The sequence below is a fragment of the Desulfopila inferna genome (assembly GCF_016919005.1).
GTDB classification, from domain to species: domain Bacteria; phylum Desulfobacterota; class Desulfobulbia; order Desulfobulbales; family Desulfocapsaceae; genus Desulfopila_A; species Desulfopila_A inferna.
The window spans coordinates 335,696-362,548 of the sequence record NZ_JAFFQE010000001.1 but is presented as its reverse complement, the minus strand read 5'-3'; the positions used below and the strand labels follow the sequence as shown (position 1 = coordinate 362,548).

Sequence of the window (26,853 nt, the reverse complement as noted above, 5' to 3'; positions counted from 1 at the left end):
ATTGATGGCTATGTGGAAAAAAGCACACATGACGGTAGAATAACCACATTTGCCCAACACGAATATACATTATGAACTGGACACACCTGTTGCAACAGTAATATCATGTCTACGCAGTTGAGAGGTGATATACTCATCAAAAGCCGTATCGATTTCTATCTTCATTGATAATGCGTACAGAGGGAGTGATAGAGATGAACCAGATAACTTCACCAGATCTTTTTCAGTTGTCAACAGTGCTTTTGCCCCACAAAGCTTTGCCTGCCGCTCGATTTTGCGGATTATATCTTCAGTATAATTTTTGTGATCACGGAAACTTCGAAAAGCAGCTATTTCGACGCCAAGCTGCTCCAACGAACTGCGGAAACGAAGTGGTGAGGCGATTCCGCAAAATGCCAGCACCGGGTATCCGATATGCTGTAGAGAATAGCTGTGACCCTCGCTGTCAATGTAGCGATGAGGCTTAAAATGACTGTGGTAGTGTGGGGTTCCGTCCCAGTTTTGCTTAAGGTATCGGGTAAACAGATCGATCTTTTGAGCGTCTTCCTCGGCACAGCCGGTAATAATAAAACAATTTGCCCGTTTCAATGCAGAGAGTGGTTCACGCAACAGGCCACCGGGAAAAACACTCATATTTTCATAGAGAGCTGATCCGTTAAAGAGGACAAGATCGAGGTTTCTGCGGACACGCATATGCTGAAAACCATCATCCAGTATAATTATGTTGCAGTTGAGGTGCCGCAGAGCATAACGGCAGGGTGCCGCTCTCCGGGCTCCGGTCAGAACGGCAATACCCGGTACTGACTCAGCTATAAATCGTGGTTCATCGCCGGCCTCCTCACTATTGAGCAGGAGGGCAGTGCCGTCGGAGACGATATTCACCCTTCCGGTGGCCCTTCCTCCATAACCCCGGCTGACAACCGCGGGCCTGTATCCCCGCTTTTGCAGCAATTCGGCAATATAAATAACTACAGGAGTCTTACCTGACCCCCCCATAGCTATATTGCCAACGGATATAACTGGTGCTTTGATTGTCTCCCTCCTCAATATATCCCGGCTGAAAAGGAATGCCCTCAGGCGCATCAGTTGGGCATAGATAAAGCCGATAGGTTTGAGAAGTATGAATACGGAATTGAGAATATTAACCATTTGGGCAGGTAGAAAGCAGGAAATTTGAAGGTTTGAGAACTTTTCTCTTCCATTTTTGCGGAATATTTGTAAAAGAGAGTACTTGGGTTTGCCAAGTTTTTCAGCCCTGATATTTAATTGCAGTTTATAAAAATGTCATCATTTATAGAGGGCCTACCAAAAAACTTTTTCGGGAGGAATGTATGAAAAAAAGAACGAGCGAAAAATTATTGGCAGTTGCAGCTGCCGCAATGTTTACCGTGTCTGCTGCTGCAACCGTAATGGCTGCAGATACAATTAAATTCGGAGTTGCCGGACCTCACAGCGGTGACCTGGCCTCTTATGGGTTGCCCAGCATCAACGCCGCCAAACTTGTTGTTGATAAAGTCAATGCCGCGGGAGGTATTAACGGCAAGCAGATCGAACTGCTCATCGAAGATGATGTCTGTAAGCCGGAGGTAGCCACCAATACAGCGACAAAGCTTGTTTCCGCAGGTGTTGATGTGGTTCTTGGCCATATCTGCTCCGGTGCAACCAAGGCGGCTTTGCCTATATATACTAATGCCGATATTCTTGTTATGTCACCTTCGGCTACCAATCCGGATCTCACCAAAAGCGGCGATTATCCAAACTTCTTTCGCACAATTGCTCCTGATGATGCACAGGCTAAAGTAGATGTCGAATTTGCACTCAACGAGCTTGGCTATACCAAAATTGCAGTTGTTCACGATAAAGGGGACTACGGTAAAGGATTTGCTGAATTTGCCAGGCAGTATCTTGAGGAATCGGGAAAGGCTGAAGTTGTCCTTTTCGAAGGTGTCACTCCCGGCGCGGTTGACTACTCCGCCATCGTCCAGAAAATCAGACGTTCCGGCGCCGAAGCTGTTATGTTTGGCGGCTACCACCCGGAAGCATCCAAGATCATCAGCATGATGAAGAAAAAAAGACTGGACACCGCTTTTATCTCTGATGATGGAGTAAAAGATCAAACCTTTATCAAGGTTGCCGGAGAGGATGCCGAAGGTGCGTACGCTTCAGGACCGAAAGATAATGCCGACAACCCACTGTCCCAGAAAGCCATTGATGAACACAAGGAAGTTTTTGGGGCTGATCCCGGTGCATTCTTTGAGAATGCCTATGCTGCCGCTCTTGCCATGGTCAATGCTATTCAGAAGGCCGATTCTACTGAACTTGCCGCATTGAAAAAGGCGCTGCAGACTGAGAAAGTCAACACACCGGTAGGAAATATCTATTTTGATGAGAGAGGAGACGCCGTTGGTGTCGGCTTCTCCGTATATCAGGTTAAGGACGGTGTTTTTGTAGAGCTCTAATTTTCTGATCTATTTCTAATCTCACCTGGTACGATTGTTATTCTTTATGGCTGATCGTACCAGGTTCTTTTTTGTGGCTGCTATGGATTATTTTGTTGAGTTGTTATTCAGTGGACTGACCCGAGGGGCGATTTATGCCCTTATCGCTCTAGGTTATACCATGGTGTATGGGATTATCGGACTTATCAATTTTGCCCATGGCGAAATCTATATGATCGGGGCCTTTACCTCCTTTGTCGTCGCGACGGTGCTATCAATATATGGTTTCCCGCTCCTTGCCATCATCATACTTGCCGGCGTCGCTGCGACAATCTGGTCGAGCGCCTACGGATACACAATAGAAAAAATCGCCTATAAACCATTGAGGGGCGCACCTCGCCTTTCTCCGCTGATCAGCGCCATCGGCATGTCGATATTTTTGCAGAACTATGTACTGCTGGCCCAGACCTCAGATTTCCTGCCTTTTCCTGCCTTGATACCTGATTTTGATTTTATGGAACCATATGCCCACATTGTTGGTTCCACCGATATTATCATCCTGATTGTCACCACGGTTGTCATGTTAATCCTCACTTTTCTGATCAAGTACACCCAGATTGGTAAGGCGATGAGAGCCACTTCGCAGGATAAAACAATGGCCATGCTAGTCGGGATAAATATCAACCGGGTTATTTCCGTTACCTTTATAATAGGTTCCGGACTCGCAGCTATCGGCGGTTTGCTCATAGCCACTCACATCGGGCAGATAAACTTTTACATAGGATTTATTGCCGGCATCAAAGCATTCACTGCTGCTGTTCTGGGCGGTATCGGCTCAATTCCCGGCGCTGTTTTAGGAAGCCTTGTTCTCGGTCTTACCGAAAGCTTTGCCACAGGATACGTTTCCAGCGACTATGAGGATGTCTTTGCATTTTCTCTCCTCGTATTGATCCTGATATTCAAACCTTCCGGCATCCTAGGTAAATCTGAAACACAGAAAGTGTGAGCGTGATAAAAAATGTTTTCCGCAAAAGAAATTAAACGCTGTTTCCTGACCTCACTGTGGTTTGTTTTTCTGACTTTCCCGCTGCTGGTTATCAAGGTTGATCCACTTGAGAGAATTGTTCACTGGCGCTGGGAGAATATGCTCTATGTCGCCGTGGGTAGTTTTTTTCTGTCTTATCTTTTTCGACTGATGCTCAGTAAAAAGGAGGGTGGGACTACTGCAACAACTGCTGCAATTGAAAATATACGAGCTCCGCTGATCACGCGTATACTGGAGAATCCCAAACATAGGAATTTTCTGGCGGCGGCGGTTCTGGCAGCGGCAGTTGTCTTTCCATTTCTTGTCTCTACCTACCAGACCAATGTGATGACGACGGCATTGATGTATGTTGTCCTTGGCCTCGGTCTGAACATAGTGGTTGGGCTCGCCGGCCTGTTGGATCTTGGTTTTGTCGCTTTTTATGCCGTGGGAGCCTACTCGTATGCTCTTCTCCATTACCATTTCGAAATAAGTTTCTGGGCAGCATTGCCAATCGGCGGCGCGCTGGCAGCCTTTTTCGGTATTTTGCTGGGATACCCGGTTCTGCGGCTTCGCGGAGATTATCTTGCCATCGTTACCCTTGGTTTTGGGGAGATTATCAGACTTATTCTAGAGAACTGGAGTGATTTTTCCCAAGGGCCGAGCGGTATTTCCAATATTCCACGACCTGGCTTTTTCGGCATAGAGTTGTCCTTGAACGATGCCATGGTCTACATTTATTATCTCATGATTATTGCCGTGATCATCACTATCTTTGTGGTCAACCGGCTGCAGGATTCACGCCTGGGCAGGGCCTGGATAGCCTTGCGTGAGGACGAGATTGCCTGTCAGGCAATGGGGGTGGATAAACGTAAAACCAAGCTGGTTGCCTTTTCTCTTGGTGCCTTCTGGGCCGGTCTCATGGGGGTCGTTTTTGCTGCGAAAACAACATTTATCAATCCGGCAAGTTTTACCTTTCTCGAATCCGCAATCATACTTTCCATCGTTGTACTTGGAGGAATGGGATCGATTGTCGGGGTTATTGTCGGAGCCTTGATACTTATCCTGATGCCGGAATATTTACGGGCGCTTTCTGAATACAGAATGCTGGCTTTCGGTGCGGTGCTGGTAATGATGATGGTATTCAGACCGCAGGGAATGATCGGGGTCATCCGCAAAACATACAAATTCAATAAAGGCGAGTAGAAATAGATGGACAAGCCAATTTTGGAAGTATCTCGAATGACCATGGACTTTGGCGGGATACGTGCTCTTGACAACCTTGACCTTGAAGTCAATTCTGGAGAAATTGTCGCCCTTATCGGACCCAATGGAGCCGGGAAAACGACCTTTTTCAACTGTCTTACCGGAATCTATATCCCCACCAAAGGAGATGTTCATTTAAATCCGAGGAATGGAGGGTCTCCGGTTAATCTCAAGGGGCTTCTTCCCAACAAGGTAACCGAACACGGCCTGGCCAGAACCTTCCAGAATATTCGTCTGTTTTCTCAAATGACAGTTCTGGAAAATGTGATGATCGGACGTCATTGTCGCACAAAATCCTTCATTCTTGGTGCTGTCTTCAGAAACAGAGCAACACGTCGGGAAGAACAGGAATCGGTGGATATCAGCTATCAAATCCTGAAAAAGGTAGGACTTGATAATGTGGTTAATGAATATGCTAAAAATCTACCCTACGGAGCCCAGAGAAGACTAGAGATTGCCAGGGCGCTGGCTACCGAACCCTCGCTTCTGCTTCTCGATGAACCTGCAGCCGGAATGAATCCTTATGAAACGCTGGCGCTTGATAAACTGATAAAAGAAATCTCCGAAGAAGGACTTGCCATTTTACTGATAGAACATGACATGAAGCTTGTGATGAGTCTCTCCGACAGGATATATGTTGTCGATTACGGTAAGAAGATAGCGGAAGGCCTTCCCGAGGAAATTCGTTCAAACCCTGCAGTTATCAGGGCTTATTTAGGTGAGTAGTAGTATGCTTAGATTAGAAAATGTACAGGCCGGCTATGGCAATATATTAGCCATAAAAGATGTGAGCTTAGAGATCGCAAAAGGGGAGATAGTTACACTCATTGGCGCCAATGGAGCCGGGAAAAGTACTATTCTTATGACTATTTCAGGGATTGTCGGCTGCAGAAGCGGCAGGATCCTGTTGAACGGCAAGCAAATCCAGAAAAATACCCCTGATGAAATAGTGAAAATGGGAGTCAGCCAGGTTCCGGAAGGTCGGCACATATTCCCAATGCTTACCGTTAAGGAAAATCTTGATATGGGAGCCTTTCTTCGTAGGGACAATACCGGAATCAAAGAGGATATCGACTATGTCTTCTCACTTTTCCCAATATTGAAAGAAAGAAGACATCAGGATGGCGGTACCTTGAGCGGCGGCGAACAGCAGATGCTAGCCATGTCCAGAGCATTGATGGCGCGTCCTAAGGTTATGCTGCTTGACGAACCCTCAATGGGCTTGGCTCCGTTAATCATCAAACAGATATTCCGCATCATCAAAAAGATAAATAGTGAAAGTGAGACAACTATTTTTCTGGTTGAACAAAATGCCAATCAGGCTCTTCAAATTGCCGACAGAGGGTATGTCATGGAAAATGGCGTGATCAACCTTACAGGTCCGGCAGATTCCTTACTCTCAAATCCCGAAATACAGAAGGCTTATCTGGGAATTTGACACCTGCCGACATAATGACATCAATACATTCGGCATCTGATTCCGTTATGATCGTTGCCGGAGAAGCCTCCGGAGATCTGCATGGTGCCGGTCTGGTCAAGGCGATGCTAGAAGGGAGGCCCGGTCTCCATTTTTTCGGAATGGGCGGCAGGGAGCTGAAACGGGCTGGCGTTGAAGTTGTCTGTGACGCAGATAAACTTGCAGTTATGGGACTGACCGAGATCTTCTCTGTCCTGAAGGACATACTAACCGCCCTGCGTATTCTTAAAAAAGAAATGCGCGCCCGAAAACCCCGGCTCCTTGTTCTTATTGATTTTGCAGATTTCAATATCCGCCTGGCAAGAGAGGCGGAACGATGCGGTATTCCGGTATTTTACTATATCACTCCCAAAGTTTGGGTATGGCGCAAAAGGCGAGTAAATCAGCTTGCCAGATACGTGAATACGGCTGGGGTCATTTTGCCGTTTGAAGAGGAGTACCTGTGCAATAAAGGAGTAAACGCAGAATATGTCGGAAATCCGGTTCTTGATGCCGTACATGTCAACATGGAACGCTCGGAATTCTGTCGAAAATACAACATTGATTTTAGTAAAACACTGGTCGGCATTTTACCGGGATCGCGCAGAAAGGAAATCTCCTCTCTTCTACCGGTTTTTTTGGAGGCTGCCAGAAGAATGCAGCTTAAATATTCCAAGGAAATCGCTTTTCTTATTCCGCTTGCATCAAGCTTGAGTATAGCAGATCTACAAAAGAATGGTTTGCAGGACTATCAGAATGAGCTTGATATTCATGTGCTCTCCGGAGACAGGTATGAAACCATGGCTGCCTGTGATGCAGTGGTTGCTGCTTCTGGAACTGTTACCCTGGAACTGGCTGTTCTGGATATTCCTATGGTCGTAACCTATAAGGTTGATCCGGTAACCTATTTTGTCGCGAGGTTTTTGATCAATATACCATTCTTTTCTCTGGTCAATATTATTGCCGGCAAAAGCGTGGTTACCGAACTTCTTCAGGACCAGGTAACTTCAGCAGCCGTTGAAATAGAGCTTGCTCGAATCCTCTTTGATGAAAATGTACGTCAGTATATGAAAAAAGATTTCCAGGATATTCGGCATGCCTTAGGAGGGCCTGGGGCATCACTTAAAGCTGCTGAACTTGCATTCAGGACGATGGCTTGATTGCTGCCGTGATGGACCAAAGTCCATCTCGGTAACATCGATGACTTTCAAAAATATGAGGGAGAGACATGACGGAAAAAAACGACATGGAAGAACATATCCGGATACCGATTGACGGAACCCTTGATCTGCATACCTTCAGGCCGAATGAAATCGGTTCGCTGATTCCGGAATATCTTAAAGAGTGCCGCAAAAAAAACATCTACCATATTCGTATAATTCACGGTAAAGGCAGCGGTTCCCTTAGACGAGGTGTTCACGCGGTGTTGGAAAAGAGCGCTATCGTCAAAAACTATCAGCTGGCAGATGAAAAAGCAGGCAGTTGGGGAGCCACCCTGGTCGAATTGAAACACTGATGGCGTCGCGATAAGCACCCCTACGGGTTTTAAACTCCGACTTCGAGAAAGCCCGATCCCCCGTGTTGCAGGTTTTTGGCACTGCACCATGTATATCGAACTTTTTGTCTAGCGATCTGACATCGCTGGCAATTTTTTACGAGTCCATCAATTTTTTTTCACAACTGGGATGTCTTCCAAAAGGTATGGCCCGGCTGTTAACAGGTCTGGTTATAAGCTGCCGTCGACGAGATCATGCGGAAAGATGTTTTTCACATCATAAATGATGTGATTCTCCCTGCACAATGCTTTGACATCAGAAAACGACATCGAAGCAAACAGACTGTGAGCAACGGCAAGAACAACACCATCATAGCTCCTTTCATCCGGGGTATCGGTCAGTATGATGCCATATTCCCGAAGTGCCTCTTCTTTGCTGACCCAGGGGTCATGGACGGCAACATCTATGCCGTATTCCTTCAACTCACGAAATATGTCCACAACTTTGGTATTGCGCAGGTCGGGGCAGTTCTCCTTGAAGGTTATTCCCATAACCAGAACTCTGGCCTTAGAAACATCAATCCCCTTGTTCACCATGAGTTTGATTATTTTTGAAGCAATGTAATGCCCCATGTTATCATTGAGGCGGCGCCCAGCCAGTATCATATTAGGGTGATAGCCAACCTGCTGCGCCTTGTGGGTGAGATAATACGGGTCGACCCCGATGCAATGTCCGCCCACCAGGCCGGGACGAAACGGCAGAAAATTCCATTTGGTTCCGGCTGCCTGGAGAACTTCGGAGGTATTTATGGAGAGTTTATTGAAAATAAGTGCCAGCTCATTGACCAGAGCTATGTTGACATCGCGCTGGGTATTTTCAATAACCTTGGCGGCCTCAGCGACTTTAATGGAACTGGCCTTGAAAGTGCCGGCGGCAATTATACTGTTATAAAGCAAGTCAATAAATTCGGCGGCCTCAGCATTTGACCCCGAGGTAATCTTGACAATATTGGTGAGCCGGTGCTCTCGGTCTCCAGGATTAATCCTTTCCGGACTGTAGCCGCAGTAAAAATCGCTGTTCAGTCTGAGTCCTGAAACTTCCTCAAGTATTGGGATGCATACCTCTTCGGTGGCTCCGGGATAGACAGTAGATTCGTAGATGACATGATCTCCTCTCTTGAGTTGCTTACCGACGATACTTGAAGCGTCTTGAAGATATTGCAGATTAGGTCTTTTGGCAGTATCTATTGGTGTCGGAACCGCAATAATGAAGACATTGCAGTCATGGAGGTCATCCGCTGCAGAAGAGAACCGAAGATGACGTGCCTCCTGCAGTTCCTCAGGCTCAACCTCAAGTGTTGTATCCTTGCCGTTATTGAGCTCAATAATCCTTTCTTCCTTGAGATCGAAACCAGTAGTCGGATATTTCTTTCCAAATTCAACCGCCAGAGGGAGCCCAACATATCCAAGGCCGATAACACCGATATGGATTTGAGATAAAGTATTCATAAGATTATTATATGATTGAAGTTTAGTGCCTTACTCCTGAAAAACCACCCCAAAAACAAGAAAACCAAAAATATATTCACATCCGTGAACTCACCTCTACTGCCAAGGCACTTATCCAGCTCCGCTGGGTTAGTGCTCTTAGCTACGAAAAATAAACACCACAAAATAAAAAAAATCAGATTCATCCAACTGAATGTCTTTCAAAAAGAACCAAAAACAACAGGATAGCGATGAGCAAAAGCGCTGGACTTCCTTACGTCAGCACCATCTACCGGATTGCCGCAATCGAAATTTGAAAGGGTAGGTTGGCGGTGAGTGCAGCAAACCCCAACAAGTTAAAACTACCTTGCAATGTCATGGATAATTGCCTGCATTAATTTCAAATAGTAGAGCAAAAGCATGCAGAATCCGGGAGTGCCAAAAAAGTCAAATCAAATTTGAAGTCTCTGCCCAAGACGTTGGAATGCAATTTAGTTTCCTACCAATTGTTTTCTGACAATCCACTTACCTGGAAACAGAATTATCACCATAATAGGTCAATCCGGAAGTATCCGTTTCCATTACTGTGACGCTGTAGAGAAAATAGCGGTCATGCTGCAGTTTTTCCACGAGATTTTTGAAAATGAAGATGGCTATATGCTCAGACGACGGATTGAGGACGGCAAACTCATCCATTGCATTGAGATCGCGATGGTCCAGTCGATCAACGACCTCTTTGACATGCTTCTTAAGTACCTTGAAGTCAATACCCATGCCGATCTCATCGACGTTTTTTGCCCGTACTGTGACCTTTACCTTCCAGTTGTGGCCATGGGGAAGTTCACATTCTCCAGGATAGTCTCGGAGATGATGAGCTCCGGCAAAATGGGTTTTAATGAAAATATCAAACATGCTGTACTCCATTGCAAAATAGAAACGAAACCGGAAGTTCATCTCTATGAGATAAAATTCCGGCTGAATTTATGTCCTGATTTTTTAAATCACAGTACCAGTAAACATTTTTTTAGGTAGTAGTACTTACAAAACCACACTTATACTGCATTACGATAATAATACCAGTATATACCGGGAATATTATCGGTCTGCGTCAGGAATTTTTCATAGTGTATTTGCCGCCGCCGAAAACAAAAGGAAGCACCACTTGCATTATCCGGAATTTCCTGTTTTATCTGTAGTGGCAAAAGCGAGAGAAATCTTAAAAAATATCATATCATTCTCCATGAAAATGAAAAGGAAAAGCTGCTTTTTTCAGAGAAAAACAGAAAGAAGTTGAGCGCCTGACCTTTTAATTGAAAATGTTCCGCTATTTTATTTAAATAACTATGGATGATTCCAAAGAGATGACAGCTGATTCCCTGTTCAATGGAGCTCTTACCTGCTTCCAGAACAAAAATGGATATAGATTTTCCATTGACTCCGTCCTGCTTGCTCATTTCTCTCTTGCCTTAAAAAAGTCTAAAATTCTCGACCTGGGCTGCGGCTGCGGCATCCTCGGCTTAATACTTTTGTATCGGAAAAAATGCCAGATACTCTCGATAGACGGTTTAGAATTACAACAAAACCTTGTTGAAGTCGCCCGGAAAAACAGTACCGTCAACGGTTTCAGCTCGAAGTTTACCATCACAGCTGGAGATTTGAAAAAAATTGATATAATTTTTCCTTGTGAATGGTTTTCTCATATTATCTGCAATCCGCCGTTTTTCCGAGTCGGCAGCGGCAGGACCAGCAGTGGCAATGAAGAATATCTGGCACGTCACCAGGCGTCAGCCAATATCAGCGAAATAATTGCAGCAGCTTCATATGCCTTAAAGAACAAGGGCGTTTTTTCTCTGGTTTTTCCGGCGGAATCAATGGCTGAGTTGCTGCATTGCCTTGTTCTCAAAAGAATGCAGCCCAAACGTATAAGACTGGTCTACAGTTATCCCGAGGCTGATTCCGCCACACTGGTGCTGGTTGAGTGTGTTAAAAACGGCGGGGTGGGAGTGCAAATCCTGAAGCCGCTGTATATCTATAATAAAAGACATGGGGATTATACGGAAGAAGTGAATGCCATGTACCGGCCTAACCCAGCTGAACTGGATAAGGAAAGTGTTGAGTCCTCATGCTAGCGAAAGTTAATAGCTGCATAATTATCGGAGTCGAAGGTCTCTCTCTGGAAATCGAAGTCGACATCGCCAGTGGATTGCCGATGTTTTCAACGGTCGGCCTGCCGGATGGAGCCGTAAAGGAAAGTAAAGACAGAGTAAAGGCAGCGATTAAAAACTGTGGGTATGATTTTCCCAACAAACGCATAACCGTCAATCTTGCTCCGGCCAACGTCAAAAAAGAAGGCGCTGGCTATGACCTGCCCATAGCTCTGGGCATCCTCTCTGCAAATGGACTTATTCCCCCGGAAAAGCTAAGCTGTTATTCCATTGTCGGCGAACTTTCTCTCGACGGCAAGGTGAGAGGGGTACGCGGCATGCTGCCTGTTGTGCTTAACGCCAGAGATCAACAAATGAAAGGAATCCTGGTTCCGTCCGAGAATTCCAAAGAAGCGGGGGTGGTCGATGGAATCGAGGTGATCCCGATTCATTACCTTTATGAAGCGGTGGAATATCTGCTGGGAGAAAGGGAGATTGAGCCATATAAAAACAGTTTTGATACCACGTTTTCCCATGAAGAAGATTCCTCTCTTGATTTCTCGGATGTCAAAGGGCAGGAGCATGCAAAACGTGCACTGGAGATAGCTGCAAGCGGAAATCACAACGTTCTGCTCAAAGGACCTCCGGGCGCAGGAAAAACCATGCTTGCCCGCAGGATAACCACGATACTACCGCAATTGAGCTTCGAAGAGGCCCTGGAAACGACCAAAATCCACAGTATAGCCGGGACGCTTCCGGAGGATGTTGCCCTGATTTCGCAACGGCCGTTTCGCGCTCCCCATCACACCATATCCGATGCAGGATTGATCGGCGGAGGCAGTTATCCCAAGCCTGGCGAGGTCTCTCTTGCTCATAACGGCGTACTTTTTCTCGATGAGCTGACCGAATTCCGAAAACGCCTCCTGGAGATGCTGAGACAGCCTTTAGAAGACAGAAAGGTGACAATCGCCAGGGTGAATATGTCCCTGGCCTTTCCCGCGGATTTTTTGCTGGTAGCCGCATATAATCCCTGTCCCTGCGGCTTTCACGGAGACAGAGGCAATAGATGCATCTGTAACGCGGTGCAGGTTCAAAATTATATCTCAAAACTTTCGGGTCCCCTGCTCGACAGAATGGATATGCATCTGGAAATAGGAGCGTTGCCATATTCGGAAATGAATACAACGGCTAAATCCGAATCGTCATCTGAAATTCGTCAGCGGGTCAACCGGGCACATGCCATTCAGAAAGCTCGTTTCAGCCAATTGAAGGGATCACGGTCAAATGCCGCGATGTCGCCGAGTATGGTAGAAAAATACTGCACAATCGATAATACAGGCAGGAGTCTTCTACAGATGAGTGTCGAACGGCTGGGACTTTCCGCCCGCGCGTACCACCGCATACTGAAAATCGCCCGCACCATTGCCGACCTTGATGATTCCGGCTCAATAGAAAAGCAGCACGTGGCCGAGGCCATACAATACCGACGCTTAGGATGATTCACTTACTATGAATACTTTGGCAGTCATTCTTCTCTTCTGCATTGCCGGGAGACTCAGAATCCTTTCCTGACGGAACTTCCTCGGGTCGTAGTACCTTAGATTGAAAAAAGCGAAAATAATGAAAGTATAGCATCCAATATAATAGCAAAAACAGGTTTTATTACGTATACTCAGGAAATATCTCGACTATTTAATAGCAAAAACAGGTTTTATTACGTATACTCAGGAAATATCTCGACTATTGCCTTATCATCATGGAAACATATTGGCAGAGCAAATCTCTCTTGATAAAAGGGGAGAACTGTAAAATTATTTTTCTGAAAAGCGTTGCCTTTTTAGCTGCTTAGGTGCCTGTCCATTCAGGCTGACGCTTTTCAATAAAAGCTTTTATCCCCTCGTCGGCATCGTTTGTCAGCATGTTTTGACACATTACCGCACCTGCATACTCATAAGCGTCGGAGATCCCGGATTCAAGCTGTTTATAAAAAGCTCGTTTGCCCATTGCCAAGGTCAAAGGTGATTTTGAAGCGATTTTTAGTGCAAGCTCTTCAACAGCCTTGTCAAGGTCATCCTCTTTTACAACCTTATTAATCAATCCGATATTTGAGGCATGTTCTGATGAAAATATATCGCCGGTAAGCAGCATCTCCATTGCATTTTTCCTGCTCACATTACGGCTAAGGGCTACCATAGGGGTAGAGCAGAAAAGACCAATATTAACTCCAGGTGTTGCAAATCTCGCTTTTTCTGAAGCAACTGCCAGATCGCATGTTGCAACCAGCTGGCATCCTGCAGCTGTTGCTATGGAATGCACTTTTGCAATAACAGGCTGGTCTAACTTTAAAATCTTTAACATCATTTGAGAACATTCATTAAAGAGGGCTTCCAGATAATCTTCATTCCTGTTATTGCAAATTTCTTTCAGATCATGTCCCGCACAAAAACCAGGACCGTTTGCTGCAAGAACAACTACATGTATATTTTTATCCTCATTGATTTCGTCCAGTATTGTGGAAACAGAGGCAATCATAGGTCTTGATAGAGCATTGTATTGTTTTGGACGATTTAAAGTTAATGTGCCTACATGATCTTTTACTGATAACAGTGACAGATCGTTTTCTTCAAAAGCTGTTTTTTGCTGCATAATCATTGCTCCTATTTTCATGTTATTTATGCCGCCACTTTCTAGATTGGCAGGGGCAGTGTTCCTGGATAATTTGTCATCACTTTTCAGCTGATCTTTTCTTGATATCAATTATCGGTGAGCCATCAAGGGTGTCTGACCGGCATCAATACGAAGCAAGCCCGTTTTTATATTCTGGAAAGATCTCCAGAGTCCCTGTTCTCTTAAATTCATCGTAATTAGTGGGAGCATCTTCACGGCTGTTGATATCGCCATGGAGCATTTCGATGATTTGTAATCTGAGCTTTTCTTCCACTTATGCACTCTCCCCCCAACTGCAGTAATGGGTTGCAGTGTCAGAGATTATTTCATTCGATATATTGTCAACAACCACCGGACATTCTAAATATTCAATCATAGGGTCATTGCCATACTTTCCGCGCACAAATGCCTTCCATTCTTCTGTATAGACGCAATCTGCCTCCTCGCGGGACTTCCACAGGTAGACCCCACCAGCCGTATTCCTATCTTCAGAAACGAAATAGTACTTGCGAATAAGACCGCTCAAGTCCCTATATTTTGGAGCTGTACCCAGGAAGGTTTCGAGTGCTTGATATCTTGTTATTTTTTTAGGTAGTTTGAATTTAACAATTACCATAATCATATCATTCCCCCTTTTGCATCTCTTTCATCTGGTAGAGTTAGTTCTCAGTATCGCATCGGAGTGGGCGATCGTCAATAGCGGACTCCAAAACAGGCGCTGGAAAGTTGCTCCATTTTCAGCGGAAATTTTATCAGACTGTGCATTGGAAAGATCTTGGTTTAGCGGCTGATCTTGTGAGTAGGGCCGAGGGTGCCGCTTTGGGTAATTAATCTGTTGTGTTCAAGTTTATTGCGCACTCGAAAATACTGAAAGGACGGCTGGGAAAGGATAGGTTCCTGGGATTTGATGATTTAATTGAATGGAATTTACAGGAAAGTCAGGACTGCATAGAAAGTGAACCCAGCACTCTTGACGTCAGTCCCATGCCTCACAGATTCTGCGAGAAATGGCACTTCGACCTTGACCCCGACACTCATCGATGGTTTGGCTAATAACCTTTTGCGGCAGGGTGAGAAGAACGTTCATGAAAAGGAAGGAAACAGAATCTGTTTCTGAACACCCAAACTTTTTTCAAGAATTAACTAAATTCCGGTGAACCGTTGCGATTATTTTAATTTTTTTTCAATTTAAATTGATAGGCAGATCGGCATTAAACATTGCTATCGGTGAGAACTTAAATCTGCTTTCCCTATGCAACTTATCAATTTTATTCTTGGCTACGGGATCATCTATCTTTCCATCGCGTATATATTTGTTAAGGGTATTGTACGAAAAGCCCAGGACATCTTCATCGGTCTTGCCTGTCAGCCCATCTTCCGGAGGTTTGATTATAAACTTTTCCGGGATTTTAAGATAACGCCCAATCTGAATTACTTCATCAGTAGTGAACAATCCTATAGGTGCAAAAGCTCCCGCAGTATCACCATTTATAGTAGCATATCCTACCCAGTCTTCAGAAAGGTTACTCGTATTGATGACCCTACTCGAGTCTATTGATTGCGCGATTGCGTACAACAGTGTCATTCTGACCCTTGGAGGTAGATTGAGTTTGGTCTGATTTGATATTTCATTAATTATCTCTTTGTCTATTGCAGAAAGAATATGATGATAAAGTTCAACCATGGATTTTATAGGAGCAATAATCTTCTTTATCATAAGATGTTCGCAAATTTCATGAGCATAAGATATGTCCTTTTGTATACCATTTGGCATCAGCACGCCAAAAACATTTTCTTTTCCCAATGCTTCTACGCAAAGAGCGGCGACAATGGAACTGTCCTTACCTCCTGAAATACCAATTACAGCTTTATTTCCTCCTGTTTTCACAATCATCTTTTTTATCCAGTAAATCAATTGAGAGGTTATTTTTACCAGTTTTTCGTGGGATAATTCCATCTTAATCTGTTACCTCCATTTTTAACTTTTCCATGATTACCATTGCCATATTGTGCAAATCCATATCGGAACTCAAACACAGATTTTTATTTATTATGATATTTGAACTGGGGAATTCATTGCTGAAGACAACAGCATTGGATAAAACGCAGATATGTGATTCTACGCCTACTATTTCAATTTTTTTCATACAATCACTTGTTCCATACTTATTCTTTATGTGTATCATGTGCTCTGGAAATATGGCATGATATGTTTTTTTTATTCTGATTTTGTTGTGTAACATTTCATTAAGTGGATCAGCAATTTTCTGTCCCCAATCTTTTTCCTGATCACTCCTGTTATCTACATCCATATTGCCATGCAGATTTATGGTATAGAGGATAATATCTCCATTTCTATCATACTCATATATTTTATGACGATGCCATTGATGAGTTTGTCGGTACCTTTGACTGCCATTTTTCCCTTTTGCTCATCCACAAAATCGTTTTGCATATCAATTATACAGAGCATACATTCTCCTGAAAATATTCCCGATCGTAAAGAATATGCAGTAACTTTAATTTGTTAGGTGGCGGTTAGCAGCGCTATCAGTTAGGGGCCGGAATCAGGTATCAGGGGTTAAAACTCGTCTTTGAGTATATCCAATTAATTTGTCCTTCTTGCTATGCACTATATTAGCTCACCGCCGTTTTAATTCTGCGCAATTGAAACATAATTCGCAGAAAAAGAGCCGGCCCTGAACTCGCGCTAATCTGTCTGCCACTTATTTCCTTTTATTTCCTTTATACCCTCTCAGGAATCGAGTCGTGGAGAGGTCAGATCGTCATTGTTTTCCGCAACAGCATTGCTGTGTTTTTTATACCACCGGCCGATGTAGGGTGAGGTGATGCCATGGACGACAGTGGAGCCGAAAATGACGGCACTGGCCGCTGTCCAGAGAAATTCATTTGATACTTTCTCCTGGACATGAAAGACATAATAGACAGATGTGACGCCCATGGGTCCTAACCAGCCCAGGGCCGGTGTGTCGATCTTCGAATAATGCTGCAGGGGAACTTTCAGGAGAAAAAATGCCGGTATGCGCCGCAGCAACAAAACACCCACCACCAGCAGTACCAGAATCCAGCCTTCCCTGATCCAGTGATGAAAAGGAAGTATCAGGCCGATGAAAAAGAAGATCGGAATGATGAAAAGCCTTTCCATGACCTTTTGAATTTTCTCGTCCAATAGATCGTCTTCCTTGCCGATATGACCATTGAAGGCCAGACCTCCCACGAAGACGGCAATAATGCTGTTCATCTGGAGCAGCTCAAATCCGCCGGTAATGGCGAAAGCCAAGGCCAATGATGAAGCCAGCAGTGATTTTTCCGTCATCCAGTTTTTGTGGTATGCCGTATGGATCAGTTTTCCAGCGAGACTGCCGGCGATATAACCGAGAACTATGCCGCCCATCGTCTCCCACAGGAGAGATTTGAACAGCCATGTGCCTATCGGGTTCGACTGGATAAGGAGCAGGAGAGGAAGAGAGACGAGCGGTGAAGCTAAGCCGTCATTGGCACCCGATTCGAATGACAGGGGCAGGCGGATCTTCTTTGAAAAATGATTTTGGGCAAATTTTCCGGAAACGATGGAGGATGCCACCACCGGGTCAGTAGGTGTAACAATAGCGCCTGCCAGTGCGGCTGTCAAAAACGGGATGTCGAAAAGGACGACAAACAGGATGGAGCTGAAGAGCCACATCAACATCATGCCTCCCATCAGGATGATGGATTGGCTTGAGAGATTTTCCAGGAAAAAATTGGCGGGAAGACGCAAGGCCGCTGCCATTAAGGCCATGGCGATAGTCATGTGGGTGGCGATGAGCATTATGTCGCCGGTCTTGCCCCACTAGTGCAGATTAAGAAGACCAAGGAAGAAAGGACCGCAGATAATACCTCCGGTCATGGCTATCAAAGGTTCGGAAATCGGCCAGCGCTCAATCTTGGCGAAGATAGCCCCCATAATGAGGATGGCCAGGGAAACAATGAAAACAGCCAGGTTGAATTCGTTCATCGTCCTTTCTCCCTTTCGCGCCTGTTACAGATTTTCCTCCTGAAGATCAATCACGTCGTAATCATGCTGATTTTCCAATCAGTATTTAGGATACACCCTGTCCTCTACCCATTTCCTTACTATCTTTCTTTTTCGCCAGTTAACCAGCTGTTCAGTATGAATATTCATGGGGTGGATGTGAACTTTTTCCTCTTCACATACCAGAAAAAAATGCCGCCGAACTCCGATAAAATGCTTACTGGGGCCATGAACAACAGCGATGCATAGCTCAAGACTGCGGATTTCGTTAAGGGCCGGCGGAACATGCTCTTTATCTTTTTCATCTTTATGCTTTATCTGCCGGCCGATCAGTATATCCTCGAATGTCCCCAGCACGAGATATCCTCCTGGCTGAATCGGGCCCTGCCGCAGTCTCGACAGTACGTTGCGATCATCCGGCGTTATCCTGTCATAATCGGTGAGATAACGGCTGAAGCGGCTGCTTTCCGTTTCGATACGGGCGATAACAGTCTGGAGATGAACCGGTTCACTGCTCATATTGACAAAGAGACAAAGAGCATCGGTATCATTTTCATGAGCATAGTGGATAATCATATAGGGCCGATTAGCGCGCCTGTACTGGACCAGGGCGATGTGCAGATAAACGATCCAGACGATGGCCATTACTATACTGGCAACGGACGAAATTAATCTATAATCTAATTCCCCCAGATGCACCTGATTGCCCCCCCTGTCTTCATTTATTGCCGTGGCTACTGCATCATGTCCTCTGCCAGGCCCCTCAAACTTACCTATATATCGGTGGAAATTTAGCAACTTTCGTACCAGTATTTTTCTGGCATAAATATTCTTTGTAGGCAGACAAAAGGAGCAGAAGATAGCAGATGACGTACATAATGTTCCGCAGGATGGCCTGAATCCCCAGTCCTCACGCAGTCCCGTCTTATCGGAATCATCCCTTTTCACAGGACGATTCTCCACAATGCAGAAAGAATACCAGCGTTAAAGAAAGCAAAAGGCACATCCATGGGAGAAGACTTTCACCACACCGTTGGACAAACTGCAGGTACAGAAATTCAGACGCAAAGCAAGTGCTGGTATAAAGGTTGTTTGTTAGATATTAGTGCAAGAGGTGCACAGATTATAAGAGATTGTGTACCAGCAGTCCATTGGTATTGTTCTTTTAAAAGTTGCAATCCAAAATGCAATTCTTGCAAATTTGCAACGCTTGCAAATCTATCCTATCAGGCTATTATAACCAATTGAGTATTTATGCTATGAATCTCGTGGCAGTTAAAACCGGTATGGTGTAACAAAAGACCTGACTGATGCATCTGTCGAACTACAATACCGTCGCTTAGGATAATTCACTTACGATGAAACGAATACTTTTGGCAGTTATCCTTCTCATCTGCATAGCAGGGGGATTGGTTTTTTATCGTTTTTATTGGGACAGAAATGTAGTTCATCCCTCCCAATTTCTTCCCGAGGATGTCCTGGTTTATCTCAATCAGCAGGATCTTGGGGAGATACTGGCGGAGATGCGCACCACGCCTCTTGCCGATGCTGTAGCGTCCATAAATTTTGTCAGACTTGCCCTGGATGTCGATCTTTCTCTACAGACCGTATATAAGGTAAGAAAGATTCAGGAATTTATCGAATCCGAAGAAGCGGCATTGCTCTTCGATGAGTTTCTCAGCACGAATTTTACGGTGGCGCTTCTGGCACAGGAAGGTACTGATTTCAAGCAATTCCTGCATGATAACCTGATTATGTTTTCCGAGCCGCGACATTCGACGGCACTGCTGGAGTTGACAGGTTCCCTGCTGCCCAGAGAACTGGAGTTTACTTCGTCGCAATATGGACAATATCTGATTTATAGAATACCGCTGGATATGGAAACCAGAATATCCCTGGTTTCCGCCGGCGGGCTGCTCCTGGCTGCCTTTGAAGAGAGAACCCTGCGCCGGGCTCTGGACAGATTTGACGAAAACCTGCCAAGTTTGAATGAAGAACATTATTTCAAAAATCTCAGCAAAAAACACCGGGAGTCGAGTCTCTTCTGTTTTTTTTCAATTGACAATCTTCGGCTCCATTTAGATAATCTTCTCAATCCTCAGTCATTTTCGCAAAATCTGTTATTGTCACACCTTGACGACTGGAGAGGGTTCACTTCCGGTGCCTATGGTGCATCACGAAAAGAAAATTACAGTCGGGATATCATAACCCTGCATTTCAATCCAGCTGAAATAAACAGTGACGCCGCTCATTTTCTAGGCATCAGGCCGGAAAAGAATGTTGCAATTTCACAGGCACCACAACAGACTCTTCTGTATTACTGGACCAATACCTTTGATTTGTCCGCAATGTGGAGAATGTATGTAAATGAATCCGGTCTTGATCCTGCAATAATTTCTCAAATTGAAGAGGGTATCGCTTCGTTGACGAATATTTCTTTTGAGGAAATACTCGGCCTTTTCGGAAATAGTGCTCATCTTTTAGTGGGCGAACCGTCACCTGTCGATTTTGTACCTATTCCCAATTTCACTCTTATTTTCAGTCTTCTGGAAAGAGCTAAAACCGCATCAACCCTGCAGGGCTTCATCACCAAGAATCTGATCCCTCATAAAAATGCATCCTACAGAGGAGTGCCCATGACTTTCTGGGGGGAGGGGCGGCAAAAAGGGCTGCAACCGGTATATGCACTTTATGGTGATGCGCTGTATATCTCAAGTTCCATACAGCGGCAGATGGACATTGTCGACACCATCATGGATGGCGGCAGCATCGTCGAATCACCGTCATTCAAGCGTTATGGAGAATCTCTCCTCTCGCCAAACAACTCGACGGCCTATATCCAGGTTTCCAGACTGCTGGCGAGTATAAGAGAACTGGTGAAGTGGAGCGGCACTATGATTGCCCTGCAAAACCGCAGAGCCGCCTATATATCAAATAAGCTCATAGAGGATCTCATTCTTCCTATGATTGACGGCCTGCAGATATATGCAACGATCATCACCAGAAGTTATATTGAAAACGGAAAAATCACCATTGAATCAAATATAATTCGAACACAGTCAGAATAGTGATATTATGGAAAAGCTTGTTGCTGAATTGAAGGAAATCATCAATTTCAAAGACACCACCGATGTCGGAGATGTTGTTTTAATTGCCGCCAAAGAACCCCAAATGCTGGTTTATGCTTATGTTCAAGAGATAGAGCGTGATACCAGCAGAAAAGACGAGTGGTGGAATATTGGCCTGAGCGTACTCTCCCTGCCTCCGCAAAATTTGACCTGGACCTTGAGGACGGCGCAAATGACAGGTTTGGAAATTTTCACAATGGGGGGAGAAGAACGATTTGTGAAGGCATTGGATTTCAATAAAAAACCCCAGGCTGGAAAGACACCTGATATCGAGAAAAAAACATCCGGCTTTATTAAGCGGATAAAGTGACATACCAGGATATTGACATGAAGGAAAGAGCTCTCATTTCAAAAATTAAAAGCCGATTTCTTTGCCAATCCGATTATCTGCTTAAAGGAATAGGGGACGATAGCGCGGTATTCGCCGATTCCAAGGATTTTTGCTGGCTGATTTCCACCGACCTGCTCGTTGATGATGTTCATTTTCTTAGAGGGCTGCATGATCCTTATCTGTTAGGCAGGAAATCAATTGCCGTTAACCTCAGTGATATTGCGGCAATGGGAGCTGAGCCCAGGTTTGCACTTGTTTCGCTGGCAGTCCCTCCATACCTCCTTGAATCATGGCTGGATAGTTGGCAAGACGGTGTGGAAAGCATGCTGCTGGAACATAATTGTTTGCTTATAGGCGGTGATACCACTAAAGGGTCTGTTATCACTATAAATGTGGTGGTACTCGGTTCAGCGCGCCCTGATCAGGTGCTTTACCGCTCCGGTGCCGGAATCGGCGATGATATTTATGTCACCGGACCATTGGGCTCATCTGTTACCGGCTTGGAACTGCTGAAAAGGGAGGAGCAGGTCTCAAAATATCCTCAATTCACTAGAGCTCACCTCGACCCGCAGCCACAGGTGAAAACCGGTATTTTGTTGGGGCGCAGCGGACTGGTATCGGCGATGCAGGATATTTCAGACGGTGTGGCCACTGATATGAGCCATATCTGTACGGAAAGCGAGGTCGGTGCAGTCATTTACGCTGATAAGCTGCCGTATGAGAAGGAATTGAAGGGTCTCTGCAGCAGCTTTGGATGGAATTTGTGTGATACTGTTTTAGGTGGTGGGGAAGATTATGAACTGCTTTTTACCGCGGCACCCTCCAACCGGAAAGCGCTCGAGCTCCTGGCGCAGCAGCAGGCACAAACTTTTGTAAGAATCGGAAAGGTAACGCCGCCGCCCGTTAGGGTTATGCTGGAAGAGAACGGATTATCCCGAGATATTACCTTTAGCGGTTTTGAGCACAATTAGACAAAAATATCAGCTTATTGAATTGCCAAAGCTCAGACTTCTACATATTTTCGGGAAGTGCGAAGCTGACTGTTAGAGATTCCCTTGTGGTCATGAGCTGCCGGTAACTGATATTAGGCGATTTATCCAGCATAATCTTCGAAGCCTTCACTGAATCGGTGTCGAGATATTTATCCGAAAGGAAAATAATTTCTTCTATCCCTGCCTGGATTATGACCTTGGTACACTCATTACAGGGAAATAACCCCACATAAATTCTGCATCCCCGCAGGTCCCTGGAAATTGAGTTGAGAACCGCATTAAGCTCGGCATGACAAACATATGGATATTTGGTGTCCAGATAATTCCCATGGCGCGCCCAGGGCAGGTCATCATCGGAACAGCCCCAGGGAAAGCCGTTATAGCCTACGCCTACTATTTTATTCTGTTTATTGGCCACACATGCGCCTACCTGTGTATTTGGATCCTTGCTGCGCTGAGCGGACAAAAGGGCCACTGCCATAAAATACTCATCCCAGCTGAGATAATTAGTTCTTTTGGTAGTCATTGCTGATCGTTGTTTTTTGGGTAGATACAGCTAATCCTTCGGGAGCGGGAAAATGGGGCTTTCAACTACACCATCATTCATTGCTCTTGGACTTTCTTCTTCTGTTGCGCCATGAGGTTTTTCCCGTAACTTCATCGATAAAGCCTTTGATGGTGCTGAAATATAGCTCGCCCCCCTGGGAAAGAACAGTGTTATGATCCGCGCCGGGTACTATAAAAAACTTTTTGGTCCTGGCACCGCTGAAGGCCTGCAGACGCTCTGCCTGATGGGCTGGAATAATTGAATCCTTAGAACCATGAAGAATCAGGGTCGGCATTGTGACCTCTCCGATCTTATCGCGATTGCCGAAGCCGTCTTTTTCATCAAGCAGATTAAGGTTCGGATCATAGCCGAGATTGCTGAGAAGCGGAAGTGTATCGGCAAAGCCGCTTTCAATAATAAGGCCTTTTATCGATTCAGGGCAATCGGTGCATAATTCAATAGCGGAGGCTGAGCCGATTGATCTTCCCATCACAAAAAGGGCTCCGCTCATTTCCATATCTTTCATGGTCTTCTGTAACGAATACAAAACCTGCCAACAGTCGCTCATCATAGATTCGACGGTAGGACTTCCTCCACTCCAGCCATATCCCCGATAGGTCGCGACGAAAAAATTCATTCCCAATTGATTGAAAAGCGGTGCTATGTCATCGTAATCGCAAACCGTCTCACCGTTGCCGTGGAAAAAAAGAATCGTTGGTGCTGCGGTATCATCTATATAGAAACGGCAACCAAGCACGGTATTGTCCGGCAAGGTTACGTCTATGTTGGAATAGCCGGTCGAAGTCCTCTTTTCCTCCTTTTGTGGATGGAAAAGAAATTCAAGCACTTCCGTCTGGTCGAGTTTAGTATAAATTTTCATGTATATTTTTAGATATATAATGTGAGCCTTGTTAGAGTTAGAGTACCTCTGAATGTGAATTGCAGATGTGGATCATACTGGAAAATCGGATATATGTATATACCATTGTAAGATAATGGATGCAACCGTGTACGCCAGGTCTACAGTTTTAACGCATCCAGGCAAATCTTAGAGAAGAAAACCGGAATTATTGCAGGAAGAGAGCATAAAAAAATGAGCCCTGATAAAGTTTATCAGGGCTCATGAGTATCAATGGGGTGGACGATGGGACTTGAACCCACGACCTCCTGGGCCACAACCAGGTGCTCTAACCAACTGAGCCACGTCCACCATCGATTCAAAAATGTTTACCCCGAGGAGCAGGGCACTATCAAGGTATTAAAAACGTATACCTTATACTCGTTCAATATGGGATTTGCAAGGACAAATTACCTTATAATTCCTCTTTGCAATGCATGCATTTCTTCGCCTGCATTTTAACAAGATTTCCGCATGTAGGGCATTCTTTCTTGAAATTCTTTTTGAGGAGGAGTTCAAGCATCTGATTACAAGCCATTTCAAGAGATGTGTCGCGGAAGGTATGATTTCGGATCGGATCAATGCATTCAAGATCGTTTAATTCGAGAAGCAGGCCGGCAGCTTTTTTTCTGCCGGTGATATCCGCGCCTTCATCTAAAATCAGCTGAAGGACGGGACCGAGATCCTTCCTTGCCACGCAGGTTTCCAGATCTTCCACCGCCTTTTTTTCAAGTTTGTATCTCGCATTCTGCCTTTTCAATTCCTGGGGATCTATAACGCTGGCTTTAAAGGCATCGGAGTTGCCTACCATCATCACGTTTCCTTCTTTACTGTCGGGCAGTTCCATATATCTATAGGAAGCATGGTGGCCATATTTCAACTCAACGGTTTCCCAACCGTTGAGAAAAAGCGAGCAGTGATCATTCAGACAGATGAAAAGCACCTCCGAACCCCAACCGAGGCCATCCCCGACATGAACCGGCGGTGCCTCGCAGCAGGACATTTTCTGATTACAGTGAGGACAGTTGTGAACCTCATCCAGATAGCTTAAATCGCGACTTCGCATTCGAAACTCCTTATGTAAATTATCTGCAAATTAATTTGCCGAGTGCTGTATTAAAAATGGTAATTGACCCCTGACTCGCTGAGAACCTCATCAACTGATTTTGCCTGTTTCATGCGGGATTCGAGAAACTCAGGCGTTAAGTGGCGGCGATTTGCTTCCATCTGTTCGCAGAGTGCATTGATATCTTCCTTTTCAGTAAGATCGATGATCTGCTGCAGAGTGGCGGCAAAAGTCTTCACAATCTTTCTGCCATCTCCTTTGGTGGACATAATTTCCGCATAGGTTCTGGGGTTTTGATTATGCGTACGCGCCATAGCAAGTATTCCATAAATGGAAGTTAGCGTTGAATGACTGCCTATATCATTACAGTCAATATTATGCTTGGCCAGGGTCGATGCAAGTGCCACGGAAATTATAGTCGGCAGTTTCTGGCCGAAGCCCATGAGCAGATCATGCTGACTTGCACTGTCCTGATAAATTTCCGCGCCGTGTTTATACAGAAAAGATTCAAACTCACTGCATAAGCTTCCGCTTCTTTTGGTTCTCACTACCGCAGCATTTTTATCTTTCATTGTTGCAGCCTGCGGTCCCCAGAGATTGTGGACCAACATGACTTCGACACCTTCTTTCGTATAGTCGAATGCTGTTTTGAGGGTATTTTCAGATTCTCCGGCCAGAAGGATCAAGGCCTGTCCCTGTCTGAGGAGGCGACCGTATTTTCGAATCGTAGCCGAGGTGACCGATATGGGAACACAGAGAACAACGACATCGACTAAGGGGATCATCTGTTCCGGGGACACAGGAGTGGAACGTCCTGTAAGATAGGTGGTATATCCTTCGTTCTGTAATCGTAGGGAGAACCACTTACTCATCTCGCCAGTTCCGATAAAGCCAAATGATTTTATTCGCTTAACCCGCATGTCGACACGAGGAAAAGACCCAAGCACTTTCAGCGCGTTTTCTTCCTGTATGACTCCTTTCTCAACAGCTTTGAGGGCCTCCTGGACAATGAAATCCCGACAGTGGCCTTCTATTTCCAGATAAATCTGCAGCTTTTGCGTTTCAATATCGTTATCCGAACGCAAGTCCAATATATTGATGCCTCTACGGGTGAATTCCCCCAGGATATCGACCAGCATACCGACTCTATCCTTTAAGGGACGGGTAATCACGGTTGTGGCATCGTAGCCGGTTACTGCCGCAGGTTCGGAACTCAACACCGCAAAACGGGTTTTATTATGCGATACCACCTCCCGGTCAAGAAGAGAAAATTCGAAACGCTTCAGAAGTTCTTCCGATTCAATAATGCCATGATCGGTGAGAGACTGTTCTTTTATCTCCGAGAGCTTGGCCTCGATGTCATTTACAGCTACCAAGGTGGCATCAGGGAAATTCGCCTTAAGGTAGTCCTTGCATTGATTGAATACGGTGCTGCGCCCGACGATAGTGCTGATTGACGAAACAGCAGGATCAATCGTACCGATTGATAAGTGAATGGGCAGCACTACATTATCGATCCAATGATAACCTTTCAACTCAACAAGAAACCTGAAATACTCTTTTATCTCACCCTCTCTGGTGTTATAAACCGGAATAAATGCCAGGGTGGACTTGCCGGCTGCATAGGCCGAAACAAGCTCATACATGCTGTTGAAACATTCCAGTTCAGCATCCGGGTTATATTGCCTGGCGGCAAGATAACTGTCAGATCCTACCGGCCCAAGAGTCGCAATTGATACCATGTTGTGTAAAAGATCCTTACAGTGGGTTTCCAGAATTAATTGTTGGTGTATAGTGCGATAGAACAGAGAAAGTGGCTGTACATTTTTACTTTAATAAGCCATACAGAGTATACATTCTTCAGGAATTAGGCAACCTAA

Annotated in this window: 28 protein-coding genes and 1 tRNA gene; 12 read left to right on the top strand and 17 right to left on the bottom strand. The window is 45.1% G+C overall.

What is annotated here, in order from left to right; all coding sequences use genetic code 11:
• Positions 1-69: 69 nt before the first annotated feature.
• Positions 70-1,149, bottom strand: coding sequence for a tetraacyldisaccharide 4'-kinase (gene lpxK, locus JWG88_RS01495; protein WP_205231916.1), 1,080 nt, complete (start codon positions 1,147-1,149; stop codon positions 70-72).
• A gap of 182 nt (positions 1,150-1,331) precedes the next feature.
• On the opposite strand from lpxK, the gene JWG88_RS01490 reads away from it, so the two are divergent.
• The 7 genes from JWG88_RS01490 to JWG88_RS01460 all read left to right on the top strand — a co-directional run bounded on the left by JWG88_RS01490 (position 1,332) and on the right by JWG88_RS01460 (position 7,700).
• Positions 1,332-2,459, top strand: a complete 1,128-nt coding sequence (locus JWG88_RS01490; protein WP_205231915.1) for a branched-chain amino acid ABC transporter substrate-binding protein — start codon at positions 1,332-1,334, stop codon at positions 2,457-2,459.
• An 82-nt stretch (positions 2,460-2,541) separates the two neighbouring features.
• Positions 2,542-3,444, top strand: a complete 903-nt coding sequence (locus JWG88_RS01485; protein WP_205231914.1) for a branched-chain amino acid ABC transporter permease — start codon at positions 2,542-2,544, stop codon at positions 3,442-3,444.
• 12 nt (positions 3,445-3,456) lie between these two features.
• A complete protein-coding gene (locus JWG88_RS01480) occupies positions 3,457-4,668 on the top strand; it encodes an ABC transporter permease subunit (RefSeq protein WP_205231913.1) in 1,212 nt (403 codons plus the stop codon).
• Between the two features lie 6 nt (positions 4,669-4,674).
• Complete coding sequence (locus JWG88_RS01475) at positions 4,675-5,454, top strand: ABC transporter ATP-binding protein (protein WP_205231912.1); 780 nt, start codon at positions 4,675-4,677, stop codon at positions 5,452-5,454.
• Positions 5,455-5,458: 4 nt separating this feature from the next.
• Positions 5,459-6,166: an ABC transporter ATP-binding protein gene (locus JWG88_RS01470; RefSeq protein WP_205231911.1), complete on the top strand. Its 708-nt coding sequence runs from the start codon at positions 5,459-5,461 to the stop codon at positions 6,164-6,166.
• Positions 6,167-6,180: 14 nt separating this feature from the next.
• The gene (lpxB, locus tag JWG88_RS01465) at positions 6,181-7,344 is read left to right on the top strand and encodes a lipid-A-disaccharide synthase (RefSeq protein ID WP_205231910.1); all 1,164 of its coding nucleotides are present in this window, start codon (positions 6,181-6,183) and stop codon (positions 7,342-7,344) included.
• A 68-nt stretch (positions 7,345-7,412) separates the two neighbouring features.
• On the top strand, positions 7,413-7,700 hold the full coding sequence (locus JWG88_RS01460) for a Smr/MutS family protein (RefSeq protein ID WP_205231909.1): 288 nt from the start codon (positions 7,413-7,415) through the stop codon (positions 7,698-7,700).
• A 210-nt stretch (positions 7,701-7,910) separates the two neighbouring features.
• Here the strand turns inward: JWG88_RS01460 and tviB are convergent, their stop codons facing one another.
• Both tviB and queD read right to left on the bottom strand, forming a co-directional pair.
• The gene (gene tviB, locus JWG88_RS01455) at positions 7,911-9,188 is read right to left on the bottom strand and encodes a Vi polysaccharide biosynthesis UDP-N-acetylglucosamine C-6 dehydrogenase TviB (protein ID WP_205231908.1); all 1,278 of its coding nucleotides are present in this window, start codon (positions 9,186-9,188) and stop codon (positions 7,911-7,913) included.
• A 504-nt stretch (positions 9,189-9,692) separates the two neighbouring features.
• On the bottom strand, positions 9,693-10,079 hold the full coding sequence (gene queD, locus JWG88_RS01450) for a 6-carboxytetrahydropterin synthase QueD (protein ID WP_205231907.1): 387 nt from the start codon (positions 10,077-10,079) through the stop codon (positions 9,693-9,695).
• A 449-nt stretch (positions 10,080-10,528) separates the two neighbouring features.
• Between queD and JWG88_RS01445 the strand changes: the two genes are divergently transcribed.
• Together JWG88_RS01445 and JWG88_RS01440 are read left to right on the top strand one after the other, a co-directional pair.
• Complete coding sequence (locus JWG88_RS01445) at positions 10,529-11,296, top strand: tRNA1(Val) (adenine(37)-N6)-methyltransferase (RefSeq protein WP_205231906.1); 768 nt, start codon at positions 10,529-10,531, stop codon at positions 11,294-11,296.
• On the top strand, positions 11,290-12,810 hold the full coding sequence (locus JWG88_RS01440) for a YifB family Mg chelatase-like AAA ATPase (protein WP_205231905.1): 1,521 nt from the start codon (positions 11,290-11,292) through the stop codon (positions 12,808-12,810). Before JWG88_RS01445 ends, JWG88_RS01440 begins: the two co-directional genes overlap by 7 nt.
• Positions 12,811-13,156: 346 nt before the next feature.
• Here the strand turns inward: JWG88_RS01440 and JWG88_RS01435 are convergent, their stop codons facing one another.
• The 9 genes from JWG88_RS01435 to JWG88_RS01395 form a co-directional block, all read right to left on the bottom strand.
• On the bottom strand, positions 13,157-13,957 hold the full coding sequence (locus JWG88_RS01435) for an enoyl-CoA hydratase (RefSeq protein ID WP_205231904.1): 801 nt from the start codon (positions 13,955-13,957) through the stop codon (positions 13,157-13,159).
• Between the two features lie 145 nt (positions 13,958-14,102).
• Positions 14,103-14,252, bottom strand: a complete 150-nt coding sequence (locus tag JWG88_RS01430; protein WP_205231903.1) for a hypothetical protein — start codon at positions 14,250-14,252, stop codon at positions 14,103-14,105.
• On the bottom strand, positions 14,253-14,600 hold the full coding sequence (locus tag JWG88_RS01425) for a YdhR family protein (protein ID WP_205231902.1): 348 nt from the start codon (positions 14,598-14,600) through the stop codon (positions 14,253-14,255).
• A 561-nt stretch (positions 14,601-15,161) separates the two neighbouring features.
• Positions 15,162-15,935: an NAD(+) synthase gene (gene nadE, locus JWG88_RS01420; RefSeq protein ID WP_205231901.1), complete on the bottom strand. Its 774-nt coding sequence runs from the start codon at positions 15,933-15,935 to the stop codon at positions 15,162-15,164.
• Between the two features lies 1 nt (position 15,936).
• A complete protein-coding gene (locus JWG88_RS01415) occupies positions 15,937-16,290 on the bottom strand; it encodes an isochorismatase family protein (RefSeq protein ID WP_205231900.1) in 354 nt (117 codons plus the stop codon).
• Between the two features lie 14 nt (positions 16,291-16,304).
• Positions 16,305-16,451 carry a hypothetical protein gene (locus tag JWG88_RS01410; protein WP_205231899.1) on the bottom strand — a complete coding sequence of 49 codons (147 nt, stop codon included), beginning with the start codon at positions 16,449-16,451 and terminating at the stop codon, positions 16,305-16,307.
• Positions 16,452-16,733: 282 nt separating this feature from the next.
• Positions 16,734-17,807 carry a cation:proton antiporter domain-containing protein gene (locus JWG88_RS01405; RefSeq protein WP_205231898.1) on the bottom strand — a complete coding sequence of 358 codons (1,074 nt, stop codon included), beginning with the start codon at positions 17,805-17,807 and terminating at the stop codon, positions 16,734-16,736.
• 21 nt (positions 17,808-17,828) lie between these two features.
• Positions 17,829-17,993 carry a hypothetical protein gene (locus tag JWG88_RS01400; protein WP_205231897.1) on the bottom strand — a complete coding sequence of 55 codons (165 nt, stop codon included), beginning with the start codon at positions 17,991-17,993 and terminating at the stop codon, positions 17,829-17,831.
• Between the two features lie 78 nt (positions 17,994-18,071).
• The gene (locus JWG88_RS01395) at positions 18,072-18,959 is read right to left on the bottom strand and encodes a hypothetical protein (protein WP_205231896.1); all 888 of its coding nucleotides are present in this window, start codon (positions 18,957-18,959) and stop codon (positions 18,072-18,074) included.
• Positions 18,960-19,369: 410 nt separating this feature from the next.
• On the opposite strand from JWG88_RS01395, the gene JWG88_RS01390 reads away from it, so the two are divergent.
• From JWG88_RS01390 to thiL, 3 genes are read left to right on the top strand one after another with little or no spacing between them, the layout of a single operon-like run.
• Positions 19,370-21,079 (top strand): DUF3352 domain-containing protein, encoded by a 1,710-nt coding sequence (locus tag JWG88_RS01390; protein ID WP_205231895.1) that lies wholly within the window; start codon positions 19,370-19,372, stop codon positions 21,077-21,079.
• A gap of 7 nt (positions 21,080-21,086) precedes the next feature.
• Positions 21,087-21,449, top strand: a complete 363-nt coding sequence (locus JWG88_RS01385; protein ID WP_205231894.1) for a hypothetical protein — start codon at positions 21,087-21,089, stop codon at positions 21,447-21,449.
• A gap of 17 nt (positions 21,450-21,466) precedes the next feature.
• The gene (gene thiL, locus JWG88_RS01380) at positions 21,467-22,441 is read left to right on the top strand and encodes a thiamine-phosphate kinase (protein WP_205231893.1); all 975 of its coding nucleotides are present in this window, start codon (positions 21,467-21,469) and stop codon (positions 22,439-22,441) included.
• Between the two features lie 40 nt (positions 22,442-22,481).
• Here thiL and JWG88_RS01375 read toward each other — a convergent pair whose 3' ends face one another.
• The 5 genes from JWG88_RS01375 to JWG88_RS01355 form a co-directional block, all read right to left on the bottom strand.
• Positions 22,482-22,988: a deoxycytidylate deaminase gene (locus tag JWG88_RS01375; protein ID WP_205231892.1), complete on the bottom strand. Its 507-nt coding sequence runs from the start codon at positions 22,986-22,988 to the stop codon at positions 22,482-22,484.
• 73 nt (positions 22,989-23,061) lie between these two features.
• Positions 23,062-23,889 carry an alpha/beta hydrolase gene (locus JWG88_RS01370; protein ID WP_205231891.1) on the bottom strand — a complete coding sequence of 276 codons (828 nt, stop codon included), beginning with the start codon at positions 23,887-23,889 and terminating at the stop codon, positions 23,062-23,064.
• Positions 23,890-24,142: 253 nt separating this feature from the next.
• Positions 24,143-24,219: transfer RNA gene (locus JWG88_RS01365), tRNA-His, on the bottom strand.
• Between the two features lie 103 nt (positions 24,220-24,322).
• Positions 24,323-24,973 (bottom strand): zinc ribbon domain-containing protein, encoded by a 651-nt coding sequence (locus JWG88_RS01360; RefSeq protein ID WP_205231890.1) that lies wholly within the window; start codon positions 24,971-24,973, stop codon positions 24,323-24,325.
• A gap of 50 nt (positions 24,974-25,023) precedes the next feature.
• Positions 25,024-26,715, bottom strand: coding sequence for a prephenate dehydratase domain-containing protein (locus JWG88_RS01355; RefSeq protein WP_205231889.1), 1,692 nt, complete (start codon positions 26,713-26,715; stop codon positions 25,024-25,026).
• Between the last annotated feature and the right edge of the window lie 138 nt (positions 26,716-26,853).